The organism is Parabacteroides timonensis (assembly GCF_900128505.1).
GTDB lineage: Bacteria > Bacteroidota > Bacteroidia > Bacteroidales > Tannerellaceae > Parabacteroides > Parabacteroides timonensis.
In genome coordinates this window covers 633,611-657,650 of the sequence record NZ_LT669940.1, presented here as the reverse complement: position 1 = coordinate 657,650, position 24,040 = coordinate 633,611, and the positions used below count along the sequence as shown (strand labels likewise).

Here is a 24,040-nt window from a genome sequence, read left to right as displayed (position 1 = left end):
AAATGGACAGGCATCGCTTTAACGACGAATGCCTGTCCAATCCATATTAAATGCGAATCTGTTTATTTAGCTTCTATATCCTGTTTACGTTTCAATGCTTCCATGAAATAGTAGTCGGCATAGTTCAGGGGGACATCTATTTCTGAGTTGTGAGGAATACTACCTACCGAATGCATCAACAGGAAGTTACCGTTTGTGCCTAAAGCCGCACGGTAAGCCGGAGAGGCCAGCGAAGTCATTATACCGTCGGCGTAGGCTTTATAATCTGCTGCGTTTTCCACATCCATCGTACTGATCTCGTATAATGCAGAGGCGATACAGGAAGCGGAAGATACGTCGCGGGGTTCGTTCGGTATATTCGGGGCGTCCATATCCCAGTAAGGAATAAGGTCGGCCGGCATGGCTTTATGGTTCTTCATGAAGTTGAATGTCTTCAATGCCTGATCCAGATATTTACGATCACCTGTCTCCCGGTAGCAAACGACATAACCATAGATAGCCCAGGCCTGCCCACGGCTCCACGCAGATTCATGCGCATATCCCTGTGCGGTATGGCGATGACGTACGGAACCGTCTTTAAGACTGTAATCGATTACATGATAGCAACTGCCATCCGGACGGAAATGCTCCTGCAAAGTACGGTCGGCATGTGCAATAGCTATTTTATAGAAAGAAGAGTCGCCGGATAAACGGGTCGCTTCGAACATCAGTTCCAGGTTCATCATATTATCGATGATCACCGGACATTCCCAGCCACGTTCCGACTGCCATCCGCGATCCACGTTCCACGACTGGATCACCTGGGGAGCTTCACGAAAACGGGTGGACAACGATTTGGCAGCCTGTACCATCACGTCTTTATAAGACGGATCGGCTGTCAGGCGCAGGCCGTTACCGAAACTACAATTGATAATAAAGCCGATATCATGATGCCAGGTCAGGTTTTTAGCTTCTTCTATGGCTAATGTATATTTCTGAGCCAACGGAAGCAGAGCCGTATCTCCGCTCAATTCATACAGATACCAGACGGAACCGGGAAAAAAGCCGCTGCGCCAGTCACCATAGCCACAATAATAGACGGAACTATCGGCTTTCAGTGTCACCGGATTAAGGCATTCACCACTCGCTTCGATTACTGCTATTTCATTACCGATCTGGGCACGGGCAAAATCGACATTCTCGTCGACAAAGCTTTTTTCTACTGTTTTAGGAGCTCCCCCACAAGAGATCAGAAATGCGGAGAAAGCCAGGGCGATCCAATTTTTCATTCTTTCTTTATTTATTGTTTTGTTTGATTGTATACACATACGTTCCGGAGAGGGCTTTCTTCTTTGCCGTCAAAGAAAGGCGGTATATCTCTTTTCCCCACACATTGGATAAACGCGGATCATCCAGCGTAATAGTCTCGAGTGAAGGAGTAAAAGTGTTTTTGTCGTATTGCAGGTTTACCTTTTCACCATTCACTTCGATAGCGACTACACCGGGAGTGGCAATATCCACTTGCCCCCAGGTCAGGAAGTTAACGCAGTTGAAGTCTTTCAACTCATTCAAAGTGAATGTGTCTTTGATCTTCAATTCTCCTTTGCCCAACGTATAGGAACGAAGCCACTTATTGACTCCGGCTTCTTCGGGGTAAGCAGTAGCGATGTTGGCTGAGAACGTACTGCTTTTTGGATTGAAAGAGACGTCCGTTGCTTTATATTTTGCTCCGAATGATTGGGGTACACCGTTTATCATCGGTAAGTTATGATAGTTGCTTTGCATGGTCCAGATCGTATATCGTTCGCTGCTGAACGTCTGGCGGGTATACGTTCCTACGCCGGCATCGATAAAGACCGGAGTCGTATGCAGGTAGAGCGAGAAAGTTCCGGCATCGTTGTGGTTATGACTTTCATTATTATAGCCTCCCTTGGCAGCGAAGAAAAGACCGGATTTGTTTGTCATATAACAGAACTCTGTTTCCGGGTACCAGGTATAAGCGGGCGATTCGTAGACAGGTTTTACCTGCTCCATGTCTTTGGCATAAAGAATACTTTGCAATGTGCGGAATATATCCCGTCCGGAAGAAGGGGCTTTCTGCTTCGCCAGGCTGCTGAGATAAGCAGCATACTGCATCATCACATCGCTGCCCACTGCTTTTCCATAGCGGAAGACGATCGGTGCGTCTCCTCCCCCTTTGGCGGAAGCATCGGCAAAGTTCACCACCCAGCCGTTCCCTACGTATGAACGGGCAATGTATTCGCCCATGTTTCTGATCATCGGCTGGTCGAACAGACTGATCTTACCACCTGTTCCGTCATATAATAATTGCAGATAGTCATACATCTTTCCGGCAGCATGTCCCCAATAGGAAGGCCCTTCTTCACAAGCCCCGTCGGAATGGGTATAGTTGATGAATTTATCGACAGAAACCATTGTACGGTAAACGGCTTTTGCTAACGTTTCTTTATCATTTTCCAATAACAGGAAACATTGCAGGGCATTCGAGTTACACCACGGATTCCAGTTGTTAACCAAAGTTCCCGGTTTATAGTCGAAAGCCATCCACCAGAAGCGGTCTTCTTTCATATAGGTGTCGAGAATACGTTCCTGCAACTCATGGCGCAGGCGTTCGGAGATAACCGGATTTACCTTGTCAAACTCGGAGTGGAAGAAATAGTAAGTCCATGAAAGTAACGATCCCATGTCGCCGGCAGTGAGATCGATCACGTGTTCTTTATAATCCGGCAAGGAACGGGTAGAGTGTTGTGCACTCAGATGGGCGGACAATACCCAGGAAGTCATTTCACAGGATTGGTAGACGCCATTGATAAGCTGGTCGATAAAACGACCTTTTCCTTCGGCCAGTTCTGCCATCAACAGATCGGCAAGGGCTGTATTATTACTACCGAAAGGATCTTCCATGATCCGACGGTTGCCGCTACGTTCATATTCTATATAATCGGTTGCTTTTACGACTTTCCATTCGTAATCAAGTTGTTTCTCTCCCCGTTTGATATACTCGTCCTTGTAGTCACCCAGAAACTGATCCCAACCGGCACGGTCGGTATAATCCGGATAGGGAACCCATTGCTGATCCATCAGTAAGACGGATTTCAATTTAGAAACATCGGCCGATTGCTGCAATAAGTTTCGTTCCACATATGCATATATATGCGTGGTTGCCAGGAGTAACAGGCAAAAGAGAATCTGGTATTTTCGTGTTTTCATAGGTATTGTATTAATCTCTTTGACAAAAATAGAAAGATAAATCATAAAAGAATAGGGCTTTTTGTCCAATTCATAGGCATCTATTGTCCAGAACAAGGTGTTTAAGGAATAAAGAAGGCCTTAACTTTGAACCGTTAGATTCATTGTCAAGACCTCCATTAATATATATCAGAAGAATAAAATCAATCTATCCAACCACTATTCTGAGTCAGATTATTGTTCATCTGAATTTCAGATCTAGGAATAGCCCAGTTGTAGAGGTAATCACCACCCCATGAATAGGAAGCCTGCATAGAACCCCAGATCTGCTTCAAGCCAGCTCCACTCTTAAACTTGGTTTCGTGCCAGGTCTTCCAACGCATTTCATCAAAGAAATTAACACCTTCGCCGGCAAATTCCCAACGACGTTCGTTACGGATGCGATTGCGCATATTATCCTGACCGGAAACCTGCGTATACTGATTACTGTTCAATAGGGCAACACCGGCACGGGCACGAACCTTATTCACCCACTCGATCGCTTCACTCGTTTTACCCTGTTCATTCAGACATTCAGCCAGCGACAATGCGACATCGGCATAACGGATAATAGGTATATCGATCGGGGAATACTCACGGTTTGGAATTTCCGAAGCACCTTCAGCCACAAACTTACGGAACAGATAGTAATAACGGTTGTTAGTATCTGTCTTCAGGTCGAACGGATCGGCTGTATCAAAGCCTCTGTACGGCCAACGAAGCGTATAGGTATAGGATGTCGCACCATTGGCTCCGAAATACTGTGCATACGGAGTAATGATAGTTGCCATCAAACGAGGGTCACGGTTTTCATAAGCGGTTTTGATACGGGCTTCGTTGCCTGTTGCCAGGTATTTAGACAGATCGGCTCCGTCCTCCGTCATTTTTGCCTTTTCGGCATCCGTCATCTCATCACGCAGGAAATAAACAGATCTTTTTGCCGGATCCATCGCATTATACCCCGGTATAAAATCATCCCAGTTGAACGGCTTTCCATCCGCACATTCGTATGTCTCAACAAAGTCTGTGCTTACCAGATAGGTATTCCAACAGGAACCGAAAGAACTACGTGTACCATAGCGGAAAGAGAAGTTATTACCGTATCCGCTTTCACCGATACATTGCAGGGAGAAAATCATCTCCTCACATTGCTCATTGGCTTCCTTGAACAGTTGCTTATATTCCCCCTGGAATAATCCGTATCCCAGATCACCCACTTTACGCAGGTCGGCTTCCGCTTTCGCCCATTCGCTCATCCACATATATACTTTTCCACGCAGAGCATAAGCGGCACCTTTAGTTACACGCCCATAAGCGGCATCACCGGTAGCATACTTATCCGGCAGATCTGCTGTATTGATCGCATCCGTCAAATCGGTAATGACCTGAGCCCATACTTCGGCTTCCGTATTACGTCCTTTCACCAGTTCATCCAGTTCGGCCGGCTCCAGATACAAAGGAACACCTTTATACATCATATTCAACCGATAATAGAAGAAGGCACGCATGAACTTGGACTCTGCTGTCAAACGAGCAAGCTTCGACTCCGACAATGGAGCCTTCGGTAAATTGGTTATCGCATCATTACAGCGGCTGATCCCTTCGTAATTGATTTTCCAGTAACCGGAGAACTGTCCGTCGCCGGTTGTCGCATTACCTCTTAATAAGGAGTAATTTCCATCACGGTAATCGGCCGAAACACCATAACTGTCGAATTTATGCAGGTCGCCGGCTACGTTCTCGGAACGAAGCACATTATAAATGCCTGTAACTCCCATATCGGCCAGGTTCTCTGTCGTCCACATGTTTCCGGACGCAATCGAGTCGTACGGGGTCAAATCCATCAAGTCGCTGTTACACCCTGTCAGCAGAGCGATAGAAGCGCCTAATAAACAAATATTCTTTATTAATTTCATAACTCTCTACGCTTTAAAATGAAATGTTAGCACCAAATGCAAATTGTCTCAATGAAGTATATTCCGGATATGCTCCCAGTTCAGGATCCTGACCCGGATACTTCGTTATATTGAATACGTTTTCAATAGAAACATATACACGAAGGTTATCCGTAAAAATCTTCTTGGAGATATGGGCCGGCAAGGTATAACCGAAAGTAAGGTTCTTTAATTTCAGGTAATTACCGTTGAACAGATACAAAGAAGATGTTTCAACATTCTGATAACCACTTTCACCGTTCACCAGACGACCATATTGAGCATACAGGTTTGTGCGCGGGTCTGACGGGTTTTCCGGGTTATAGAAATAGTGGTCGTTGGCAATATCAGTACCCAAAGCCACACCTACACGGGTAGTCGGCGAATTATAACCGGTAGAAGCACCCCAATATAACTTAAAGCCGGCAGCACCTGCCCAGTTCATCGAAATATCGAACCCTCTCCAGGCTGCTGACATCTGCAAACCGAAGTTGTATTTCGGATCGGAAGATACACCCTGAAACTCTTTATCGTCCGAACCGCCGTAGATACCGTCGCCATTGGCATCGGCATAAATATAGTCACCATACCAGATCTTATCTTTGGAAATCGTTTTATTCGGCATGAAAGTATGACCGGCATCGATCATGGCTTTCATCCACTCCATATCGCTTTCCGTACGGATCATACCATCTGTCGGACCACCGTTCACTCCGTCGGCTGCATATCCTTTTCCGGAACCTTTATAAGGATTACGAACATAGTATTCCTTCATGATGCGATCTTCAATAACCGGATTAACAGCGGAAGTACTGGAAGCTACATCCCCGATATTACTCTTCCATTCGCCGTTTTCATCATAACCGGCCACCAATTCTCCTTTATATTTCTTTATCTTATTAGGCGTGTAAGAAAAGTTCCCGCTAACGGAATAGCTGACTTCTTCGATCTGGTCTTTCCATCCTAGCGACAGTTCGACACCTTTGGTACTCATTTCCGCAATGTTCTTACGGGGAGCCCCCTTATTACCTGCTGTCAAATAGATAGAAGGTGTAAACAAGATACCTGTCGTATTCTTAACAAACGCATCCATCGTAAAAGACAGACGGTTGTTCAACGCATTCAGGTCGATACCGACATTGGTCATTTTAGACGTTTCCCACGACAACATGGAATTGGCAATGGAAGTAGAAGCCAGACCGGATATCAATTTTCCACCGAACGGATATTTACTACCGCCGTAAGTAGACTGATATTCATATTCTCCCACATCGTCACCACCGTTGTTACCTACGGAACCGTAAGATACACGGAGCTTCAGGTTATCCAACCAGTTTTTGGTATTCAGCATGAAGCTTTCTTCCGAAATACGCCAAGCGGCAGAGAAAGAGGGGAAAGTACCCCAACGGTAATCGCGGTGATAACGGGCATTCCCATCATGACGCAGGTTTGCTTCGAACAGGTATCTGGATTTATATGCATAATTAATACGACCGAAGAATGAACGGCTGGCACGATCGAACGCTCCACCACCCACACTTACCATTTCTGTCGCCGATCCGGGTGTATGAATGCTTGAGTCGATCAGCCCTTTCTTGTTCGCACTACGGGTATCACGTTTGTAATAGTACTCTTCATAACCCACCAATGCACCCAGGTCATGATCCTTGTTAAGCGTTATATTATAGCGCAAAATGTTCTGCAGGGTATAACTGTAATCCGCACGGTTATAGAAATAAGTACTCATTTCAGAGGGTTCCGTAGCCGGTGACATGATCGTTCCATCACTAAACTTAACCTTTTCATACGGATTCGTCCAGGTTTGGTTGTCTTCCCAATACCGTTTGTAGTTCAGGTTAAAATCCCATGACAATCCTTTTATCGGAGAAATACGCGAATACAAAGTAGTATTGAAGTTTGTCTTCTGCTTTTTACCATCCTGTGCATTAAGGAAGGCCAGGATACTGTTAGCTGTCGCACTTTCTTCCGGCGCTTCCGGATAACCATACTGTCCGTTCCATTCCGGATACAGACCGGGAGTTGTCTGACGCAGGAAGTTGTTGGCATTATCGAAGTTTCCCGCATCTTTATCCTCCTGAGATGCAAATGTACGGGTTCCCACAGTCAACCATTTTGTAACATCCGCTTCTATATTGGCACGCAAGGAATATTTCCTGATACCGGTTTGGTCGACCAACCCCGGATTATCCAGATAACCGGCAGACATCAAGATACGCAATTTCTCGGTTCCTCCGTTCACAGATACATTATGATCGTTAATCAAACCGTGTCCGAACAAGGCATCCTGCCAGTCGGTATTCGGATAAGCGATATAATTGGGAACCCCGTGTTCATTCAATCCGTTCGGATCTTTTGATTTTTCACGCCACAGATCGATCGTGCTCTGAGCAAAATGATTCGGCTGTCCGATATTCTCAAACGACTCATTCAGCCATTCCATATAGTCGGCATAGTTGGTCACCTGATCAATCAGGTTAGTTGGCTGCGCATAAGAGATACGTCCTGAATAGGATACAGACAACTTTCCTGCTTTTCCTTTTTTAGTTGTGATCAAAACAACTCCGTTCGCAGCACGTGATCCATAAATAGAAGAAGAAGCAGCATCCTTCAACACAGAGATTGACTCGATATCTTGCGGATTAACAAGGTCCATAGCACCTTCCACACCATCGATCAACACTAATGGGTCCTGATTGTTAAGCGTTCCGACACCACGAATACGGATCTTTGAACCGTCGCTACCCGGCTGTCCGGAACTTTGCATCACCTGCACACCTGCACTCAAACCGGCCAATGCATTCGACACATTTGTAATAGGACGCGATAAAGCCTGATCGGCAAAATCGACGGAAGACACGGAACCGGTCAGGTTGACTTTCTTCTGTGTACCGTAACCAACCACAACTACTTCATCCAAAGCTTGTGAGTCTTCCTTAATCTGAATAGTAAAAGAGGTTTGGTTTCCCACTGGGATCTGCTGCTCAATGTAGCCGATAAAGGATACTACCAAAATGGCATTCGGAGAGACATCTAAAGTAAACTTACCGTCCATGTCGGTAATGGTCCCATTCGTTGTTCCCTTTTCTACAATGTTGGCACCGGCAATCGGGCCCATGGCGTCTTCAACTGTTCCGGTTACTGTCTTTCTCGCTTGTTGTGGCAAAGCGATCAGGACATCGGTTACCGGAACTTCTATCCCCGGATTTGCAGGATCGGCCGAGGCCATTCCTACCGATGTTAGGAGCATAGTGGCTCCCATAAACATCTTTGATAAATAAAAACGATTAAAATCCTTTGTCATAATAACACCAGATTTAGTTAATGAATAAATTGTGTTTGCGCACACCAATACCGGTCAAATATTGGAGTACATACTCTTTGTTTGGTCCGCCACATGCAAAAAGAGAAATAGTTCTGAGTGAACTTAATCCGGTTTGTTTCTGTATATCGATCGAAAGGTTCTCTAATTTTCGAAGAGACCTTTATCTCTAAATATTCATAATGTCCGCATTGTTTTAATCGTTGATGGTTCAGGATAATACAACTCAAAAAAAAGAGAAGAAAAGAAAGTATTTCTTAGAAAAGTCAAATGGTTCGTATATCTTAAGCGGTTGAAAGCAAAAGGTCGGAAAGGTGATTTGGGGATAAAAACAGGTCATATTTTCTACCCTGTAGCCAAATGCCGGTAGAAAAAAACAACAAAGAAGCATTAGCTGCGAATTATTAACCTTAAAACGGCTTATACAACAGATTACTAAGAAGAAAGATACGATTATTTGTTATGTTAAAACTCTATTTGTGGACAATTGGTGCACATCAATCAGACTAAATTGTGTGTCCGCAAACCCAACAAGAGCCTATTTTTGCGTCTGTTATGTTCGACTCTGCCGAAAGAACATAGTTCACTCAGAACTATATACATTCTATAAAAAAAGAGTAAGGCATCAATCTACTGACACCTTACTCCTCAAGCATTTACAATCATTAAAGTGTTCTCTACAAATCTATCGATCCATCCATTTTTGTGATCCGGATATCATATAAGTAGAAAACAAGCTCCTATTTACAAGTCCAGACCACCTGATCGGACATACTGTTTTTCTTCTGTACAGCATGTGCCTCGACTGTGTTTTCACCGTCTGCCAGACTTACACCTTTCCACACAAAAGTGGCATAATTATCCGGTGTTTGCTTACCTACGCTTTTTCCGTTCACAAACAATTCCACTTCCGGTAGATTGGAGAATACCATAATATCAGTTACCCTGGTTGTCCGATCACGGTGGCGGCGATTAGCGATATAAACGAATTTATCGTCTTTGTTCCAGTTCGCTTTATAATAATAAAAAGCATCCTTTTTCACTTTACGGTCGAAAGTTACCAGACCTTTGTCGTTGATACCCGGACGATCGCCTTCCGTACGATGGGCTGCCCCGAAATCAAACAAGTTCCAGATAAAGGAACCCCATACGAACGGGCGTTCGGCAATAGCTTCCCAGTTTCCCTGATGATAGAACGTCTGGAAATTCTCGGGATGCCACCAACCTGAAGCCTCACCTGGCTTCACTGAGTCCTGCTGATGATAGATGCTGGCCCCTGCCCCATATTCACTGATAGCTATCTTATATTCCGGATGTGCTTTATGATTGGCATCCAACCATTTTCCCATATCGGAAGGGGAGCCACCATACCAACCGAAATACTGGTTCCAGGCAATCACATCGGTAATCTTACTGATGTCACTATCGTAAGACAGGAAGCTAGCAGCGGTAGTCGGACGTGTCGGATCTTCCTGGTGAGCCAGCTCGTTCAGTTCCTTGATATATTCGATCGGGTTGTCACCGATAGTCTTCAGTTCGTTGAATAATCCCCAGAAACAGATCGAAGGGTGGTTATAATGCTGACGGATCAGTTCCTTCAACTGTTCTTTACCGTTTGCACGAAAAGCAGGCAGATCGTTATAACCTCTGTCAAGATAACCGCCCGGACCGATAAACGGTATTTCCGCCCAGGTTACGATACCATATTTATCCATCAGATTATAGAAATAAGTAGCCTGCGGATAATGTGCCAACCGAATAGCGTTGGTTCCCATTTCAGCGATAATTGCAGCATCCTCTTCATGATGTTCCTTATACAGAGCATTCCCTCTTTCGGCACGATCCTGATGACGACATACGCCATGCAGTTTCAAATGTTCTCCATTTAGGAAGAAACCTTTTTCCGCATCCACATGATAGAAACGCAGACCAAGCAGCTGTACTACCTTGTCGATCTGTTTTCCGTCAGCCATCAAAGTTACTTCCGTACGATACATGAACGGATCTTTCCGACCGTTCCACAGGTGGGGATTCTTTATGGTAAAGTCGAAACCGGTCGTATGTATCTGGTTGGCTCCTACTGTTACGTTCATATCCTGTTGCTGCACAATTTTATCGCCATCCAGTATCTTTACATTTACTTTTACCGGTGTGTCGACCGACGAACTGTTCGACAGCAGGACTTTCGCCCGCACTTCTGCCTGTTCCTTCGTGACATTATTCTGTATAAGATAAACACCCGGAGAAGCATAATCGGTCAGCGATATATTTACGGGATCGGTGATAATCAGGTTTACATCACGATAGATACCTCCGTAGAAATTGAAATCGCCTACTAATGGCATAATATCCAGTTGCAAGGCATTGTTTACTTTCACGAGGATTTCGTTTTCAGCCCCATATTTTACATGATCGGTTATCTCAAACACAAAAGCACCATAACCACCACGATGTTCCCCCAAACAAACTGAATTAACGAAAACAGTAGCAATCGTATTGACGCCTTCAAAACGGAGAAACAGACGTTTGCCCTCCCATTCGGGCTTAATAAAAAGCTTTTTATCGTAATTTCCCATACCCCGGTAATAATCCTGTGTTCCGATAAGGGCATCACCGCTATTCCAGGTATGAGGGAGATCGACCCGCTGGCCACTGTTGCGCTGCACCTGATGCGAGAAACGGAAGTTCCAGTCGTTATTTAAAAGTATCTCTTTGCGGGAAGCAAAGGTTAATGTACTGCAAAGAACCAATAGTAAACCAATAAGAATGTGTTTCATGTTATTTCTTTCTTTATTCTGAGAGCAAAGATAAAACGATACTTTTAGGATGAAAGACACTTTTTGTCTAAGAAAAGGTACTTTTTTGTCCAAAAACAAAAAAGTCCGGATATTTCTACCCGGACCTTACTCTATTTATCATTGATAATTACATAGCCTGTTCGCCACCTCCCTGGTTATTTTCACCACCACCTTTCGAGTCATCATTACTGATACCACGTTTCACTTTCTTAATCTGTCCTTTCATCGTACCGAAACGGTATGAGATGCTGAAACGGAATTCACGGGCACTACGCCAGTTGGTTGATACATCATGGAAATCAGCACTGTTCGTTGTTGTTTTCATCTTCATAGTCTTCCAGAATGGGTTATTTGCCCCCACAGAAACAGATAATTTCTTTTTCAGGAAATCCTTGCTGACATTCAGACCTGCAAAATAGAATGGAGACATTTTACTTTGTAATTGTATCCACGGACTGAAGTAACCTCCATGCAAATTAATACGGAAGTCTTTTGGTAACGTAAACTGCGTTCCGGCAAAGATACGTCCGCTGACACCATCTTTTTCGAGATTCAAAGAAGGAGCTTTCAAATCTGTATAATCGATACCACCATTCATATAGATACGGAACCAAGTATTTGGCGACCAGTTACCGTACAAGAACATACCCACCTGCTGCTTTTTCCCGATATTATCATACGTATTCCATTTTGCACCATTGTATTGTGAACGGGGATCGTCAGATGGGAAATCAGCCACGAATGAATAACTTTCAATCGGATTATTAACAAAAGTATAACTTAAGCTGGCATTGATACTGAACTTCTGAGTAAACTTACTAAAGTTCAAGTTGACATTATTACTCTTTTCCGATTCCAGATTAGGATTACCCTGAGATATATTCTGTGGATTAGAATCGTTTATATATGGGTTTAGATACCAGATACCCGGTCGCTGGATACGCATATTATATCCTAAACGGATCTGGGTCGACATATCCAGCTGATACGTCAGGGTGGCATTCGGAACCAGATCAAAATAATCTGAACTGAAATCGAGAGCCGGCTTCAATGCGTACTTGGCATTCAAACTCGTTCCTTCTCCACGTAATCCGGCTTTGATACCAAATTTATTCAGACGTATCAAATAACCCAGATAAGCAGAATAAATATGTTGTGTATGACGGAACTTGCTATTGTCTTTCTTCTGATCCACCCAAATGTCGGTCGCATCGTCATAGATCTGCTCCAGCGTGTTACTCTTATTCTGACGGTTGATATATTTCACACCGGCTTCAAGTGTTTGTTTTTCAAAAAGAGGAGTAGTATAATCCACCTGACCCGTATGTTCAATAGTCGATGCATCGTTGATATTCCACTTCGGATAATCTTCTTCCAAATAATAGGTAACAACATCCGAAAGTTCCGTACGGCTTTCGTTATCATTCGGCGACTGACTAAAACGATAGGAAACTGTCAGTAACTCATCTTTTTTACTGGTTGAGTGCTGATAATCGACATTCACGTCTGTCGAACCGAAAGTGCTTTCGGAATTACTGTTACGATGGAAGCTATAAATCGGCACCACCGGTTCACTAACATTACCTCCCAACGGATTCAAAACGGCATCCAGTTCCGAAAAGCTTTTGTTTTTCCCTCTAAACAAATTAGCACCTACGCTGATCAAATTCAGGGTATCTATTTCATAACTAGCTTCCAGATAACCGTATTGGAATGGTCCCTTATTTTTGGCACGTCCATCTTCAATCAGTTTAGTGGGCTTATCTTCGGCCAGCCAATCTTTATATGTCTCGCGTTCGCTATGAGAATCATTCCATGGCGAATTACGATTATTATAGCCATAGTTTGCAGTAAGACCCAGGTTACCGACTTTCAAAGATACATATCCACCGCCACCAAAACTACCCAATGAACTGGCATTGGCACGCACCGTACCTGTATATCCCTGCATAGCATTTTTTGATGTAATAATATTGATAATACCACCAACACCTTCTGCATCATATTTGGAACCCGGATCGGTTATCACCTCAATATTTTTGATAGAGCTTGCCGGCATACTTTTCAATACGTCGGAAGCATTCTCACCACTCAGCAGGTTGGAAGGCTTACCATTCATATATATTTTATAGTTGGATGAACCTTTCAACTGGATCTTGTCCTCACCATCGACAGTAATCATCGGGACTTTCCGGAACATTTCCAAGGCATTATTGGTCTTGGCTTCCGGATCGTCATCCAGGCTATAAGTTATTTTATCGACTTCCACCGTCACCAATGGCTTCTGGGCAACAACAGTCACCTCATTCAGTTGCTGGGTATCGTCATTCATAAATAATTTGCCTAAATCCAGGCTCTTCTTGCCTTCGGACAAGGTAAAACGTTTCACGGCAGGGACTTTTCCTAACGACTGCATAGACATAACATACTTGCCTGGTTGCTTCAGTGTAGTAGTAAACTTTCCGTCATCATCACAAGCCAACAGTTTGATCGCATTCTGCGGAGCGTTTGCCAAAGCGATGCTCAATGTGGCATAAGGAACTGTTTCATTAGACAGGGAATCAACGACCTGTCCCTTGATCGTGTAATCAGCGGCATTTTGGTTCTGCGCACACAAAGGCGTAGCCATCATCAACACCAACAATAAGTAGAGCAGTTTTTCTTTCATCAAATTTAAAGAATTTAGAAGTTATCGATTGATCTTTTATATAAATCGTTATTATTTACTGTAAATCCGTTGCAAATGTAAAAGAATCTACGAACCTTTCGTACTTAGCGAGATTAAAGAAATGTAAAAGATGTATTTTGCTGTTTGATTAGATGAATTTCTTTTAAATTTGTAAGACTTACTATTAATAAATATAGATATGAGACAGATTTCATTGATTTTAACCGCTTTATTATTTATTACCGCAATGAATGCACAGGAACTAAAAGTTATCAAGCTCAATGCTCCCGACAAAGCTCGTGGAACAGCTGTTATGAAAGCATTTTCCGATCGTCATTCCGACCGTGAATATGCAGCAAAGGATATAAACATTCAAGACCTTTCAGACTTGTTGTGGGCTGCTAACGGCATTAACCGTACAGACGGGAAACGTACCGCTCCTTCGGCACTGAATAAACAGGACATTGATGTTTATGTAATTATGAAAGAGGGTGCTTATCTATATGATGCAAAAGCACACGCATTGAATCCCATAGCTAAAGGCGACCATCGCGCCGCTGTTGGAGGAGGACAGGATTTCGTGAAGGATGCTCCGCTTTGCCTTGTTCTCGTATCCGACCTGTCGCGCTTCGGAAATGTTTCCGACCAGACTAAGTTAATGGCAGCGATGGACGCAGGCATTGTGTCGCAGAACATTAACCTCTGTTGTGCCGGCATAGGCCTTTCAACTGTACCTCGTGCATCGATGGATCAAAACGCACTGAAGAAGATACTCAAGCTATCCGACAGCCAGGTGTTAATGATGAATAATCCGGTAGGATATCCAAAATAAGACCATTTGCAGAATCAATACGCGTTCGCTATCTTTGCTGAAAAAGCGAAGAGAAGCTGCACCTTGGCATAAAAAATGAACAAGTTCATTTTATTCTGCTCTCGGTTTGCATTATCTTTGCCGAAAATTTGACAAAATGCCTATAATTTTCATTGCCATCTTCTGCGCTTATTTTGCCGGAAATATCTATATATTTATCAGAGGAGCGCAGGCACTTGTTGCTCAGCCTTTCGGAGTAAAGGTGCTCCTGACAGTATTATTCTGGAGCTGTGCGCTTTCATTTGTTGTCAGCATGCTGGCAAGGAATATTAAATATCCGGATGTATTGGCTCATACGATTCATGAGATCGGGACGGGATGGCTTGTTTTCACATTGTATATGGTACTCTCGTTGATAGCGTTTGATCTATTCAAACTTTTCAACGGGAGTTTTAAATATGGATTTTACATATCTTTCCTACTGACACTCTGCTTGTTAAGCTATGGGTATTATCATTATCAACACCCTAATACAGAAGTTATCAACATAGTTATCAACAAGTCTGCCAACAGTAATCAACAGGCAATGAAGGTGGTCGCTATCAGTGATGTTCATCTGGGATATGGAACAAACAAGACACAGTTGAAGAAATATGTGAATATGATTAATGCCCAGCAGCCGGATCTGATTCTTATCGGAGGGGACTTGATCGATAACAGTGTCACCCCTCTTTATGCTGAAAATATGCAGGAAGAGTTATCGCAACTGAAGGCGCCGCAAGGCATTTACATGGTACCCGGTAACCACGAATATATCAGTGGAATAAAGAAAAGCGTCGACTTTATCCAGTCTACTCCCATCCGGTTGTTACGTGATACGGTTGTTACTCTTCCCAACGGGCTTCAACTGGCCGGCCGTGACGACCGCCATAACCCTTCCCGGTTATCCCTTCAGGCACTGGCACAAAACATTGATCCCTCCAAACCTGTTATCCTTTTAGATCATCAACCGTATGACCTGCAGGAAACAGCAAAGACTGGTATCGACCTGCAATTCAGCGGACATACGCACCGCGGACAGATCTGGCCGATGAGTCTGGTGACAGACCATTTGTTCGAACAAAGCTACGGATACAAACAGTGGGGTAACAGCCATGTTTATGTATCTTCAGGATTATCGTTATGGGGTCCCCCTTTCCGTATCGGGACAAACAGTGAAATGGTGGTATTCAATATCACGTTCAAGTAAGAGAAACAAGGTATGAAAGTCTTTATTCAATCAATTGTAGCACAATTGTTGCTGAATCCCTATATCTTCTGGCGGGGATACCAGGCAATACCGGCAAAGAAAAGCTGGCGTATTCCTTATGCGTTGTTCTTCATTCTTGAACTGGCTCTCTATTTCTTTGGTTTTATTTTCCGCAACGAGCTGCCGGATAACATAATGACCACCATACAATATATCTGTAACAGTTGGTATATTGCCTCCATATACATCACACTTTCGCTCCTGACACTGGAAGTGATCCGGTTGTCAAACCGTTTCTTCCACTGGTTTCCCCAATGGATAACCAACCACTGGAAAGAAACAAAGCTGACTTTATTCTTTCTCATTATCGTCGGAGTCACCGGTTTGATGATCAAAGCTTATCTGACCGTAGCCCATCCGATTGTCAAAGAGGTGTATGTTACGCTACCCAAAGGTTCCAGCCAGCGCGACAGCCTGACCATCGTGATGATGAGTGACCTGCATATCGGGGAAGTGATAGGAAAAAAAATGGTTCAACGATATGTGGCAATGAGTAATGCACAACATCCGGACATGGTGCTCCTGGTAGGAGATATCATGGACTACGAATCGCGGTTTGCAGAAAACGAACGCATAGAAGACGACCTTCAACAACTAAAGGCCCCCCTAGGTGTTTATGTGGTTAACGGTAACCATGAATACCGCGCCAACCGTTTTGCCAAATACCGTTGGCTGAAAAAGACGGGAGCAACATTACTGATCGACTCGGTAGTGCAACCCGACTCTTCTTTCTATCTGATCGGCAGAGACGATTATGTCAATAAAAAACGTAATGCATTGCATACCCTGATGGCCGATATCGATACGACCAAACCGATTATCGTAATGGATCATCAGCCCTGGTCGTTCGCCGAGATGACAATGAATGGTGTAGATCTGGGGCTCCATGGCCATACCCACAACGGACAGTTATGGCCTTATCCACTACTGATGAAACTTATTTACGAATGTCCTTACGGATATCATAAAAAAGGCCCGACCCAATTTTATGTATCATCGGGTATCGGCGTAGCCGGTCCGCCTTACCGCGTCGGAACGGTATCAGAGTTGGTTGTTTTACACATCAAGTTCAAATAAATAAACAGATACACGCGTTGCCCACCGAGTCCGCGCCGGACACGTCTCACCTGTCACACCATGCAACTAGCTGTATATATGCTTTTTCCTGTGACACGTCCTTGTGACAGCATCAAATACCCACCCCATCGGAAACCGGTAAGTACCCGACGACAAACGGGTAGTCACCGCTTTTTCTTCGATAACTACCCGTTGGAAAAGTCCTGACTTTTGAAATGTAAAGTCAGGACTTTTGTCTTTAAAGGTCAGGACTTTTATATTCAAAAGACAGGACTTCTTTGTTAAAGCTACATAACCCTTGTGAAACGTCGGCCTTCACAGGAACCAACTGTTTTACAATAACATATATTGATTGTGACAGGTGAAGGGCATAGGCATAACACGCCCTGTTAGCGTGCAAAAACGACCTTGACATCTTGAGATTTCACATTCCATCCCTTCACAATAAACTGTCCCTTCTCCGGAAGATTCTTTAAAGCTGTTTCTACAACTATTTTTTTAGACTCTCCCGGTAATAAAGAAAAGAAATTATCGCTGTAGAAACTAGGTCTCACCGGTTTTCCGTTTTGATCTATATATTGCAACTGAACGAAGAATGCGATTGAAGAAGATGGATTTTGAATACTCAGTTCCATGACCTGCCAATCCTCCTTTTTAGAGACACCGGACTTTACCTCAAGTGCCACTTCCTTCAAATCGGCCAGACTCTCAAAACCGGAAGAAGTCGGCCCCGTCAACGTTTTTGAACCTTCATATTTATCATTGGAACGCCAGTAAAAATTATCCGACACCAATTTACCCTTATCGTCATACAAATAAAGTTTTATGAAATGCACCTGGGAAATATTTGCAGGAAAGTCGATGACAAAAACGTCATTGGCAACACCATCCTCCGGTAAGTCAACCGCCTGGCTCTTCGCCCAGACTTTCTTACTTTTTATATCATACACCTCGGCCGTTACCTTATACCCTTTAAACGAACGATAATAATCATTGTATACAGAAACCGTATTTTTCAGATAATCAAACTGGGGATGCAACGGCGCCAAAGCATTTTGCGTATGATAAAGCGAAGCTGTCGGTTCCAGGGAATAATCCCACATACGGGCACACACCTGGCGTACCGGACAATTATGATACCAGAATAACAGGCCGGAAGCATAACGATCGCCATAATCAAACTTGTTATAGTTCCACACTTCCCATATCGATTTGGAATTCATTGCCCCTACCAATTGTCCTTTGGCTACGAACTCTTCAATGGAAGAAGACGTTCCATAGTTATTTGTCAGATCCGTATACATGGACGTCATCAGATGGAAACCACCACCATCATGATAATCCCATACTTCTTTGTTGATCGGCCATAAATCCTTCTCATCCATCACTTCCCGCAAAGTTTCAACAGTAGGAATTGTCGGAGCACCGTATTCCGGATTGAAGCCGTCGACACGACTACCACGTTCTGAGGCTGTATTTTCATAATGTTGCATTGGATTGACCTGTTTATAAGGGCTACCATCGTGCACTCCGTCACATTCCGATTGCATCTGATATCCTCTGGTTCCATCCAATTTCATAATCAAATCTTTGGCTCCCGGCATCTCGGTACTTTCATTCGAAGAAACATAATAAGCCAACGACGGATGGTTGCGCAGACGCTTGACGGTCGCCTCAACATTGCTAAGATAGAGATCTGCGTCGTGAGGGTGCTTCGTATCTCCTGTCATCCAGAACTCCTGCCAGACCAGAAAACCCATTTCATCACACAACTGAAAAAAGTAATCGGACTCGGCTATGCCACCTCCCCACATACGGATCAGATTTATACCCGATTGCTTGGTATAACGAAGCTCGGCATACGTGCGTTCGTCTGACGTACGAAGCATACCTTCCGGTATCCAGTTGGTTCCACGAATGAAAATTTTCTTTCCATTGACATAGAACTGACGTGATTGATCCGGTGTATTTTGGTCGGATGTGATTTCCCGGATACCAAAACGAGTTTTAACCTCATCAGATATCTTCCCGTCTACAAGAGCTGTCATTTTCAATTCATAAAGTTCAGGTTTTCCTTTAAATAAAGGCCACCACAAACGTGGATTTTTAATTATCAACTGGGGAAATTCATCTGCAGTAAAAGTGACTTCTTTCCTTTCCCCTCTGAACATTTCAATCTCTTTACTGAAAGAGATGTTCTCACCGACAATTTCACCTTTAACAAGACATTTAACCTTCTGCTGAGTCGGGTTTGTGACTTCCACACTAACAGTCTGCCTGGATAAATCGTAACCGGGCTTGGCCAAATCCGATTTGATGAAAGGATTTCGTAGAACGGCTTTGTCTGTGGCATACAAACTGATATTCTTCCAAATACCGGTATTACGGTCGCGGATACCATCATTAAACGTAAAGTCCCAGCCGACACTCATCAGCATGGTCGTATTCAATCCGATATTACCATCACCTCCATTATGGAATTCACCGACAGCTCCCCAGCGTTTAGGCTTAATCGTTCCCGGCACATCCACCGGATACACTTTAATAGCCAGAGCATTCGCCTTACCGACCTGTGCATAGTCCGTTATGTTGATATAGTCTTGTCTGAACATACCCGACATACAACTCAACAACTGACCATTCACCCAGATCTCTGCGCGATAATTGATTCCATCCACCTGGAGCCAGACTATTTTATCTTTATAACTCTCCGGTATATTAAATTCGGTACGAAACCAATAGGTATAAAATTCACGCCCCACCTTTGCCAGATCCGGGATAATATCCTTATCCAGTTTATTATTCAAGCCATAATAGGGCTCGGGATAAACTTTGTTATGAACGAGTGAGTTCAAGACCGTACCCGGAACAATTGCCGGCATCCATTCTCCGGACTGATAACCGGGACGTGAAATTTTCTCCGCAGGATCTTTTATTTCATCGGCTTTATACATTTGCCAGGAGAAATCGCCATTGTGTCCGGACTTGGAATCCAGATATATTTTATCCGGATTCCGATAATAATTTGGAGTCTGCGCCTGGGTCAGAGAAACAGACAGAAGTAAAAATATTCCTATAATAATGTTTTTCATAATTCATTTTTTAGTTTGGGATCTGATCCCCCGGTGTTTTCTTTCCCGGATCATAAACTGCTACACCTACCTGTGAGTCTGCACATCCGTAGTAGAGATACCATTTGTTTTTGAAAAAGACCAACCCTTCGATAAAAACCGTTCCATCTACATACTGTCCGCTCTTTTCAAAGGATGCCATCGGACGGAAGAAAGGCACATCGAGGCGCTGCAAAACCCTCATCGGATCTTTTGCGTCTGTCAGGATCTGGCCGGCACAGTAAGCACCTGCTGTGAAACGCTTGTCGCGTCTGTTATCGTTTGTCTGGTTCTTACCGTTGTAAAGCAATACGATACCTTTATCGGTCATTACAGCAGGAGGGCCACATTCTGTCAATGCACTATCAAAGTACTGGTCGCGCGGTTTGATAACGACAGCCAATTCATTTTTGTCATCCAATACCGGAGTCCAGTTTACCAAATCATCCGAAGTTGCAGCACCCACCATATGTTCACCCCAATACATGAAATACTTTCCATCTATTTTAGCCAGAACCTGTTTGCCGTTTTCTATTTTCGTCACCATTGAACCGGATTTACATGCCATATCTTTGAAACGTCCGTTATAAGCTTTTGCAAAAGCGGGACCATGTTTTTCCCATTTGATCAAATCGCGGGAAGTTGCGATACAGAGACGTGGTACTTTCCGGTTCCATGACGTATAAGCCATTACATATACACCCTCTTCCGTCATGGCCACCCGGGGATCTTCACATCCTCCCGGCCACTCATATTCCTTCATATTATCCTTATCCGGATACAAGACAGGTGTACTTCGACGTTGTACATGAATACCGTCTTCCGACTCTGCCAGTCCGATACGTGAAGTGCGTTTTCCAATGCCTGTCGCCGAATTATCTTCTGCACGATACAGAATACAGATTTTGCCGTCTCTAACTGTTGCTGCCGGATTAAAGACATCGCTTTCCTCCCATCCTATCTTTTTGCCTTGCATAGGACAGTCGAACTGGCTGGAAGGATTAGGGGTAATGATCGGATTGGCCTTCTCCGGCCTGATAAATCCACCTAAAGCCCAGTCCGGTAAAACATTTTGGCTATATCCCGTAAACGGTAAAAGAGCCAGACTGATGAGTAAGATACTTTTTTTCATGTTCTAAAGAATAAGGAGGGCACAGGTATCCGTTTCTTTGGATATCTGTGCCCGGGGTTATTTATTGTACTACTGTTTCTACGATGGTACTATAATTAATTGCACCTTCGGTCTTAGCACCGACGCGCACATATATTTTGTTGCCATTACCCTGTATTTTGTACAAATTGTCCTGATAGTTTTTATCGTTTTCCAAGTCAAAAACGATAGTTCCTTCCAACTCCTTGACAGTTTGCTTTCCTGCCTGATTGGCACTTCCATTATCCACTCCCGGAGCAAAATTCCAATAACCATATACTTCGGAGACATTAAAGTCGGAACTTGTCGGAATAACTTTGTATGTAATGGCTATCTGCTTTCCGTTTACCTGAGCAGCAGCTTCAATCCTCGCATAAGGAGTCGCTTTCAGATCCAAGGTTGTTTGCCCTTTCACTGTTACAAATTCTTCGCAGGGAGAAACAAACGGACCATTTACCACAATTTTATAATCGCAATTGAACAACTTTGCATTCTCGTACGATCCATCCATTTTAGCGTAAAAATCGACCGATTGCGTTGCCTCCGTATTCTGTTCGAACATGTTGATTATAACTCCGGTAGATCCCTGTACGGGTAAAGGGATCGGTTCATTCGTTCCGGCATCCAGTATTTGTCCCTTGATACCTCCGTTAGGGGAGTCGTAATTATCCAGGTCACTCAAACAGCTTGTAAAGCATAATGAGCAAACAGTCAGCAATAATAAACTTATCTTTTTCATATCGAATTTCTTAGTTAGATGATTAATTTGTAAAGCCCGGATTCTGAATGAGACTCGGATTCGAATTCATATCGTCCTGATTGATCTTCGTATAATAATTCTTTTCAAGGAAAATACGTAATTGCTTCGGGGAGTTATATCCTCTTTCAAACACATATTTGCCATCACGAATATCATACCAGGGATACAAGGCTGTCCCTCTGAATCCGTTCAAACCACCTTGTGCTACATCCAAATGAGCGATCCTCCAACGTTTCATATCCCAGAAACGATGTCCTTCAAATGCGAGTTCCACTCTACGTTCGTGACGTATCTTTTCCATATTGATATTTGACAATAAGGCTATTCCGGCACGCTCACGAATTTCATTGACTGCCTCCAACGCTTCTGAAGATTTATTCAACTCCATCGCTGCTTCCGCCAAATTTAAATAAATTTCTCCTAAACGAAAAACGGGCCATGGAGTTTCTGACTTACCCATATTCATATCGGTCAATGTTTCGTCCCAGAACTTCTTCTGATAGAAACCGGTCTTAGATGCATCTCCGGCATCAGCCCCTCCGTCTTTACCTGAAGTATTATAGGTTATGCCGTTAATTTCTACGGTATTTCCACCGTCCGGCTGACTTGTTGCCTGATATCTTTCATTATCCGAAGCGATAACCCCTCTTCTCCAGTCTATATAACTACCCTGACAAGGAGAACCCGGTAAATAAACCGAAGCAAAAAGGCGTGGATCCTTATTGGAGAAAACATCATAAGGGTTATCAAAACGAAGAGATTTGCCATTTTCTTCCAATTTCAATGTACCTTCGGAACCATCCACATACTCATAAGCTTCTACCATTTCCAGAGTTGGAGCGATACCACAACCCCAGCCACCGGCACGATAAGAGAATGGAGCATTACGTTTGTCCCAGTCATGTCCTTTCCCTCCGGCTACATTATACTGCTTTTGGAAAATATATTCCCCGTTATCTCCGTTCCCTTTCAGGAACATGTCACAATAGTTCTGAGCTTTATTATCCGGTTTTTTATTATATAAATCATAAAAACCGGATTCTATAATAGCCTTAGATGCATCATAAGAGGCCTGAAAAAAACGATTTGCATCGGAAGATGGGACACCGACAAGACCATCCAACTGTATCTCACCATAACGCGCAATCGAACCGGCATATAATGCAGCACGGGAGCATAACGCTAATGCTACATATTTATTGGCCCGGTATTTGACATCCGCGTTTCTTGTATCCGGAAGATCCAGTGAAGCTTCCTGACACTCCTTTATAATAAAATCGTAGACCTCGACTTCTTTATTGCGGGGAACCATCAATGATTCCAGATTATCAGGATCATAGACTTGCGGTTCACTGATAAGAGGCACACCTCCATACCGTTTCACTAAGGTAAAATAATGCATTGCACGCAAAAAACGGGATTCTGCTAAAAGCAATTTCTTCTCAGTATCGGACAATGATTCAGCTTCCTGCAACTGGCTGATAAAGTCATTACAGTTTCGTATATTTTTATAACGATCTGAAAACTTCTGCTCGAACATAATATCTTCATACGTATATGTTGCATTTCCATTATCGAAAACAGGATCTTTCTGGAAAGAACCCTGGGCCTCATCCGACATGGAAGAGGCATTTTGCAAACGCCATGCATCACGAAACCAATAATTGAAATCTTCTAAATTCAAACCATCATACAAATTAACCATTACGCCATTGATCAATTTCGGATCTTGCCATACTTGTTCAGGAGTGATGATGTCGAAGGATTCTTTTTCAAGATAATCAGCACAAGCTGTCGCTCCCAACAAAAGTAATCCACATCCAATATTTCTTATAATTGTTGTATTCATTGTTTC

13 protein-coding genes are annotated in these 24,040 nt (G+C 43.5%); 3 read left to right on the top strand and 10 right to left on the bottom strand.

The genetic code is table 11. The features are described from left to right. Nucleotides 1-62: 62 nt before the first annotated feature. The 6 genes from BQ7394_RS03305 to BQ7394_RS03280 form a co-directional block, all read right to left on the bottom strand. Nucleotides 63-1,268 (bottom strand): glycoside hydrolase family 88 protein, encoded by a 1,206-nt coding sequence (locus BQ7394_RS03305; protein ID WP_075556069.1) that lies wholly within the window; start codon nt 1,266-1,268, stop codon nt 63-65. Between the two features lie 7 nt (nt 1,269-1,275). Then, a complete protein-coding gene (locus tag BQ7394_RS03300; RefSeq protein ID WP_075556845.1) occupies nt 1,276-3,210 on the bottom strand; it encodes a heparinase II/III domain-containing protein in 1,935 nt (644 codons plus the stop codon). A 182-nt stretch (nt 3,211-3,392) separates the two neighbouring features. Beyond that, on the bottom strand, nt 3,393-5,144 hold the full coding sequence (locus BQ7394_RS03295; RefSeq protein ID WP_075556068.1) for a RagB/SusD family nutrient uptake outer membrane protein: 1,752 nt from the start codon (nt 5,142-5,144) through the stop codon (nt 3,393-3,395). A 13-nt stretch (nt 5,145-5,157) separates the two neighbouring features. Next, nucleotides 5,158-8,484, bottom strand: a complete 3,327-nt coding sequence (locus BQ7394_RS03290; RefSeq protein WP_075556067.1) for a SusC/RagA family TonB-linked outer membrane protein — start codon at nt 8,482-8,484, stop codon at nt 5,158-5,160. A gap of 758 nt (nt 8,485-9,242) precedes the next feature. After that, nucleotides 9,243-11,279 (bottom strand): beta-glucuronidase LacZ4, encoded by a 2,037-nt coding sequence (lacZ4, locus tag BQ7394_RS03285; protein WP_075556066.1) that lies wholly within the window; start codon nt 11,277-11,279, stop codon nt 9,243-9,245. Nucleotides 11,280-11,427: 148 nt separating this feature from the next. Continuing rightward, a complete protein-coding gene (locus BQ7394_RS03280; RefSeq protein WP_075556065.1) occupies nt 11,428-13,968 on the bottom strand; it encodes a TonB-dependent receptor in 2,541 nt (846 codons plus the stop codon). A gap of 199 nt (nt 13,969-14,167) precedes the next feature. On the opposite strand from BQ7394_RS03280, the gene BQ7394_RS03275 reads away from it, so the two are divergent. The 3 genes from BQ7394_RS03275 to BQ7394_RS03265 all read left to right on the top strand — a co-directional run bounded on the left by BQ7394_RS03275 (nt 14,168) and on the right by BQ7394_RS03265 (nt 17,165). Next, complete coding sequence (locus tag BQ7394_RS03275) at nt 14,168-14,800, top strand: SagB/ThcOx family dehydrogenase (RefSeq protein WP_075556064.1); 633 nt, start codon at nt 14,168-14,170, stop codon at nt 14,798-14,800. A gap of 136 nt (nt 14,801-14,936) precedes the next feature. After that, a complete protein-coding gene (locus BQ7394_RS03270; RefSeq protein ID WP_075556063.1) occupies nt 14,937-16,028 on the top strand; it encodes a metallophosphoesterase in 1,092 nt (363 codons plus the stop codon). A gap of 12 nt (nt 16,029-16,040) precedes the next feature. Continuing rightward, a complete protein-coding gene (locus BQ7394_RS03265; protein WP_075556062.1) occupies nt 16,041-17,165 on the top strand; it encodes a metallophosphoesterase in 1,125 nt (374 codons plus the stop codon). Between the two features lie 389 nt (nt 17,166-17,554). Here the strand turns inward: BQ7394_RS03265 and BQ7394_RS03260 are convergent, their stop codons facing one another. The 4 genes from BQ7394_RS03260 to BQ7394_RS03245 all read right to left on the bottom strand — a co-directional run bounded on the left by BQ7394_RS03260 (nt 17,555) and on the right by BQ7394_RS03245 (nt 24,034). Beyond that, on the bottom strand, nt 17,555-20,257 hold the full coding sequence (locus BQ7394_RS03260) for a glycoside hydrolase family 2 protein (RefSeq protein WP_075556061.1): 2,703 nt from the start codon (nt 20,255-20,257) through the stop codon (nt 17,555-17,557). Between the two features lie 10 nt (nt 20,258-20,267). Then, nucleotides 20,268-21,407 carry a glycoside hydrolase family 130 protein gene (locus tag BQ7394_RS03255; protein ID WP_075556060.1) on the bottom strand — a complete coding sequence of 380 codons (1,140 nt, stop codon included), beginning with the start codon at nt 21,405-21,407 and terminating at the stop codon, nt 20,268-20,270. A gap of 61 nt (nt 21,408-21,468) precedes the next feature. Next, nucleotides 21,469-22,164, bottom strand: a complete 696-nt coding sequence (locus tag BQ7394_RS03250) for a DUF3823 domain-containing protein (RefSeq protein WP_235848660.1) — start codon at nt 22,162-22,164, stop codon at nt 21,469-21,471. Nucleotides 22,165-22,186: 22 nt separating this feature from the next. Beyond that, nucleotides 22,187-24,034, bottom strand: a complete 1,848-nt coding sequence (locus BQ7394_RS03245; RefSeq protein ID WP_075556059.1) for a RagB/SusD family nutrient uptake outer membrane protein — start codon at nt 24,032-24,034, stop codon at nt 22,187-22,189. Between the last annotated feature and the right edge of the window lie 6 nt (nt 24,035-24,040).

Bases quoted from the DNA above. Each gene is read 5' to 3' on its own strand.
- BQ7394_RS03275 (WP_075556064.1), top strand. From the start codon at position 14,168: ATGAGACAGATTTCATTGATTTTAACCGCTTTATTATTTATTACCGCA.
- BQ7394_RS03265 (WP_075556062.1), top strand. From the start codon at position 16,041: ATGAAAGTCTTTATTCAATCAATTGTAGCACAATTGTTGCTGAATCCC.
- BQ7394_RS03260 (WP_075556061.1), bottom strand. From the start codon at position 20,257: ATGAAAAACATTATTATAGGAATATTTTTACTTCTGTCTGTTTCTCTG.
- BQ7394_RS03295 (WP_075556068.1), bottom strand. From the start codon at position 5,144: ATGAAATTAATAAAGAATATTTGTTTATTAGGCGCTTCTATCGCTCTG.
- BQ7394_RS03300 (WP_075556845.1), bottom strand. From the start codon at position 3,210: ATGAAAACACGAAAATACCAGATTCTCTTTTGCCTGTTACTCCTGGCA.
- BQ7394_RS03290 (WP_075556067.1), bottom strand. From the start codon at position 8,484: ATGACAAAGGATTTTAATCGTTTTTATTTATCAAAGATGTTTATGGGA.
- BQ7394_RS03245 (WP_075556059.1), bottom strand. From the start codon at position 24,034: ATGAATACAACAATTATAAGAAATATTGGATGTGGATTACTTTTGTTG.
- BQ7394_RS03305 (WP_075556069.1), bottom strand. From the start codon at position 1,268: ATGAAAAATTGGATCGCCCTGGCTTTCTCCGCATTTCTGATCTCTTGT.
- BQ7394_RS03250 (WP_235848660.1), bottom strand. From the start codon at position 22,164: ATGAAAAAGATAAGTTTATTATTGCTGACTGTTTGCTCATTATGCTTT.
- lacZ4 (WP_075556066.1), bottom strand. From the start codon at position 11,279: ATGAAACACATTCTTATTGGTTTACTATTGGTTCTTTGCAGTACATTA.
- BQ7394_RS03270 (WP_075556063.1), top strand. From the start codon at position 14,937: ATGCCTATAATTTTCATTGCCATCTTCTGCGCTTATTTTGCCGGAAAT.
- BQ7394_RS03255 (WP_075556060.1), bottom strand. From the start codon at position 21,407: ATGAAAAAAAGTATCTTACTCATCAGTCTGGCTCTTTTACCGTTTACG.
- BQ7394_RS03280 (WP_075556065.1), bottom strand. From the start codon at position 13,968: ATGAAAGAAAAACTGCTCTACTTATTGTTGGTGTTGATGATGGCTACG.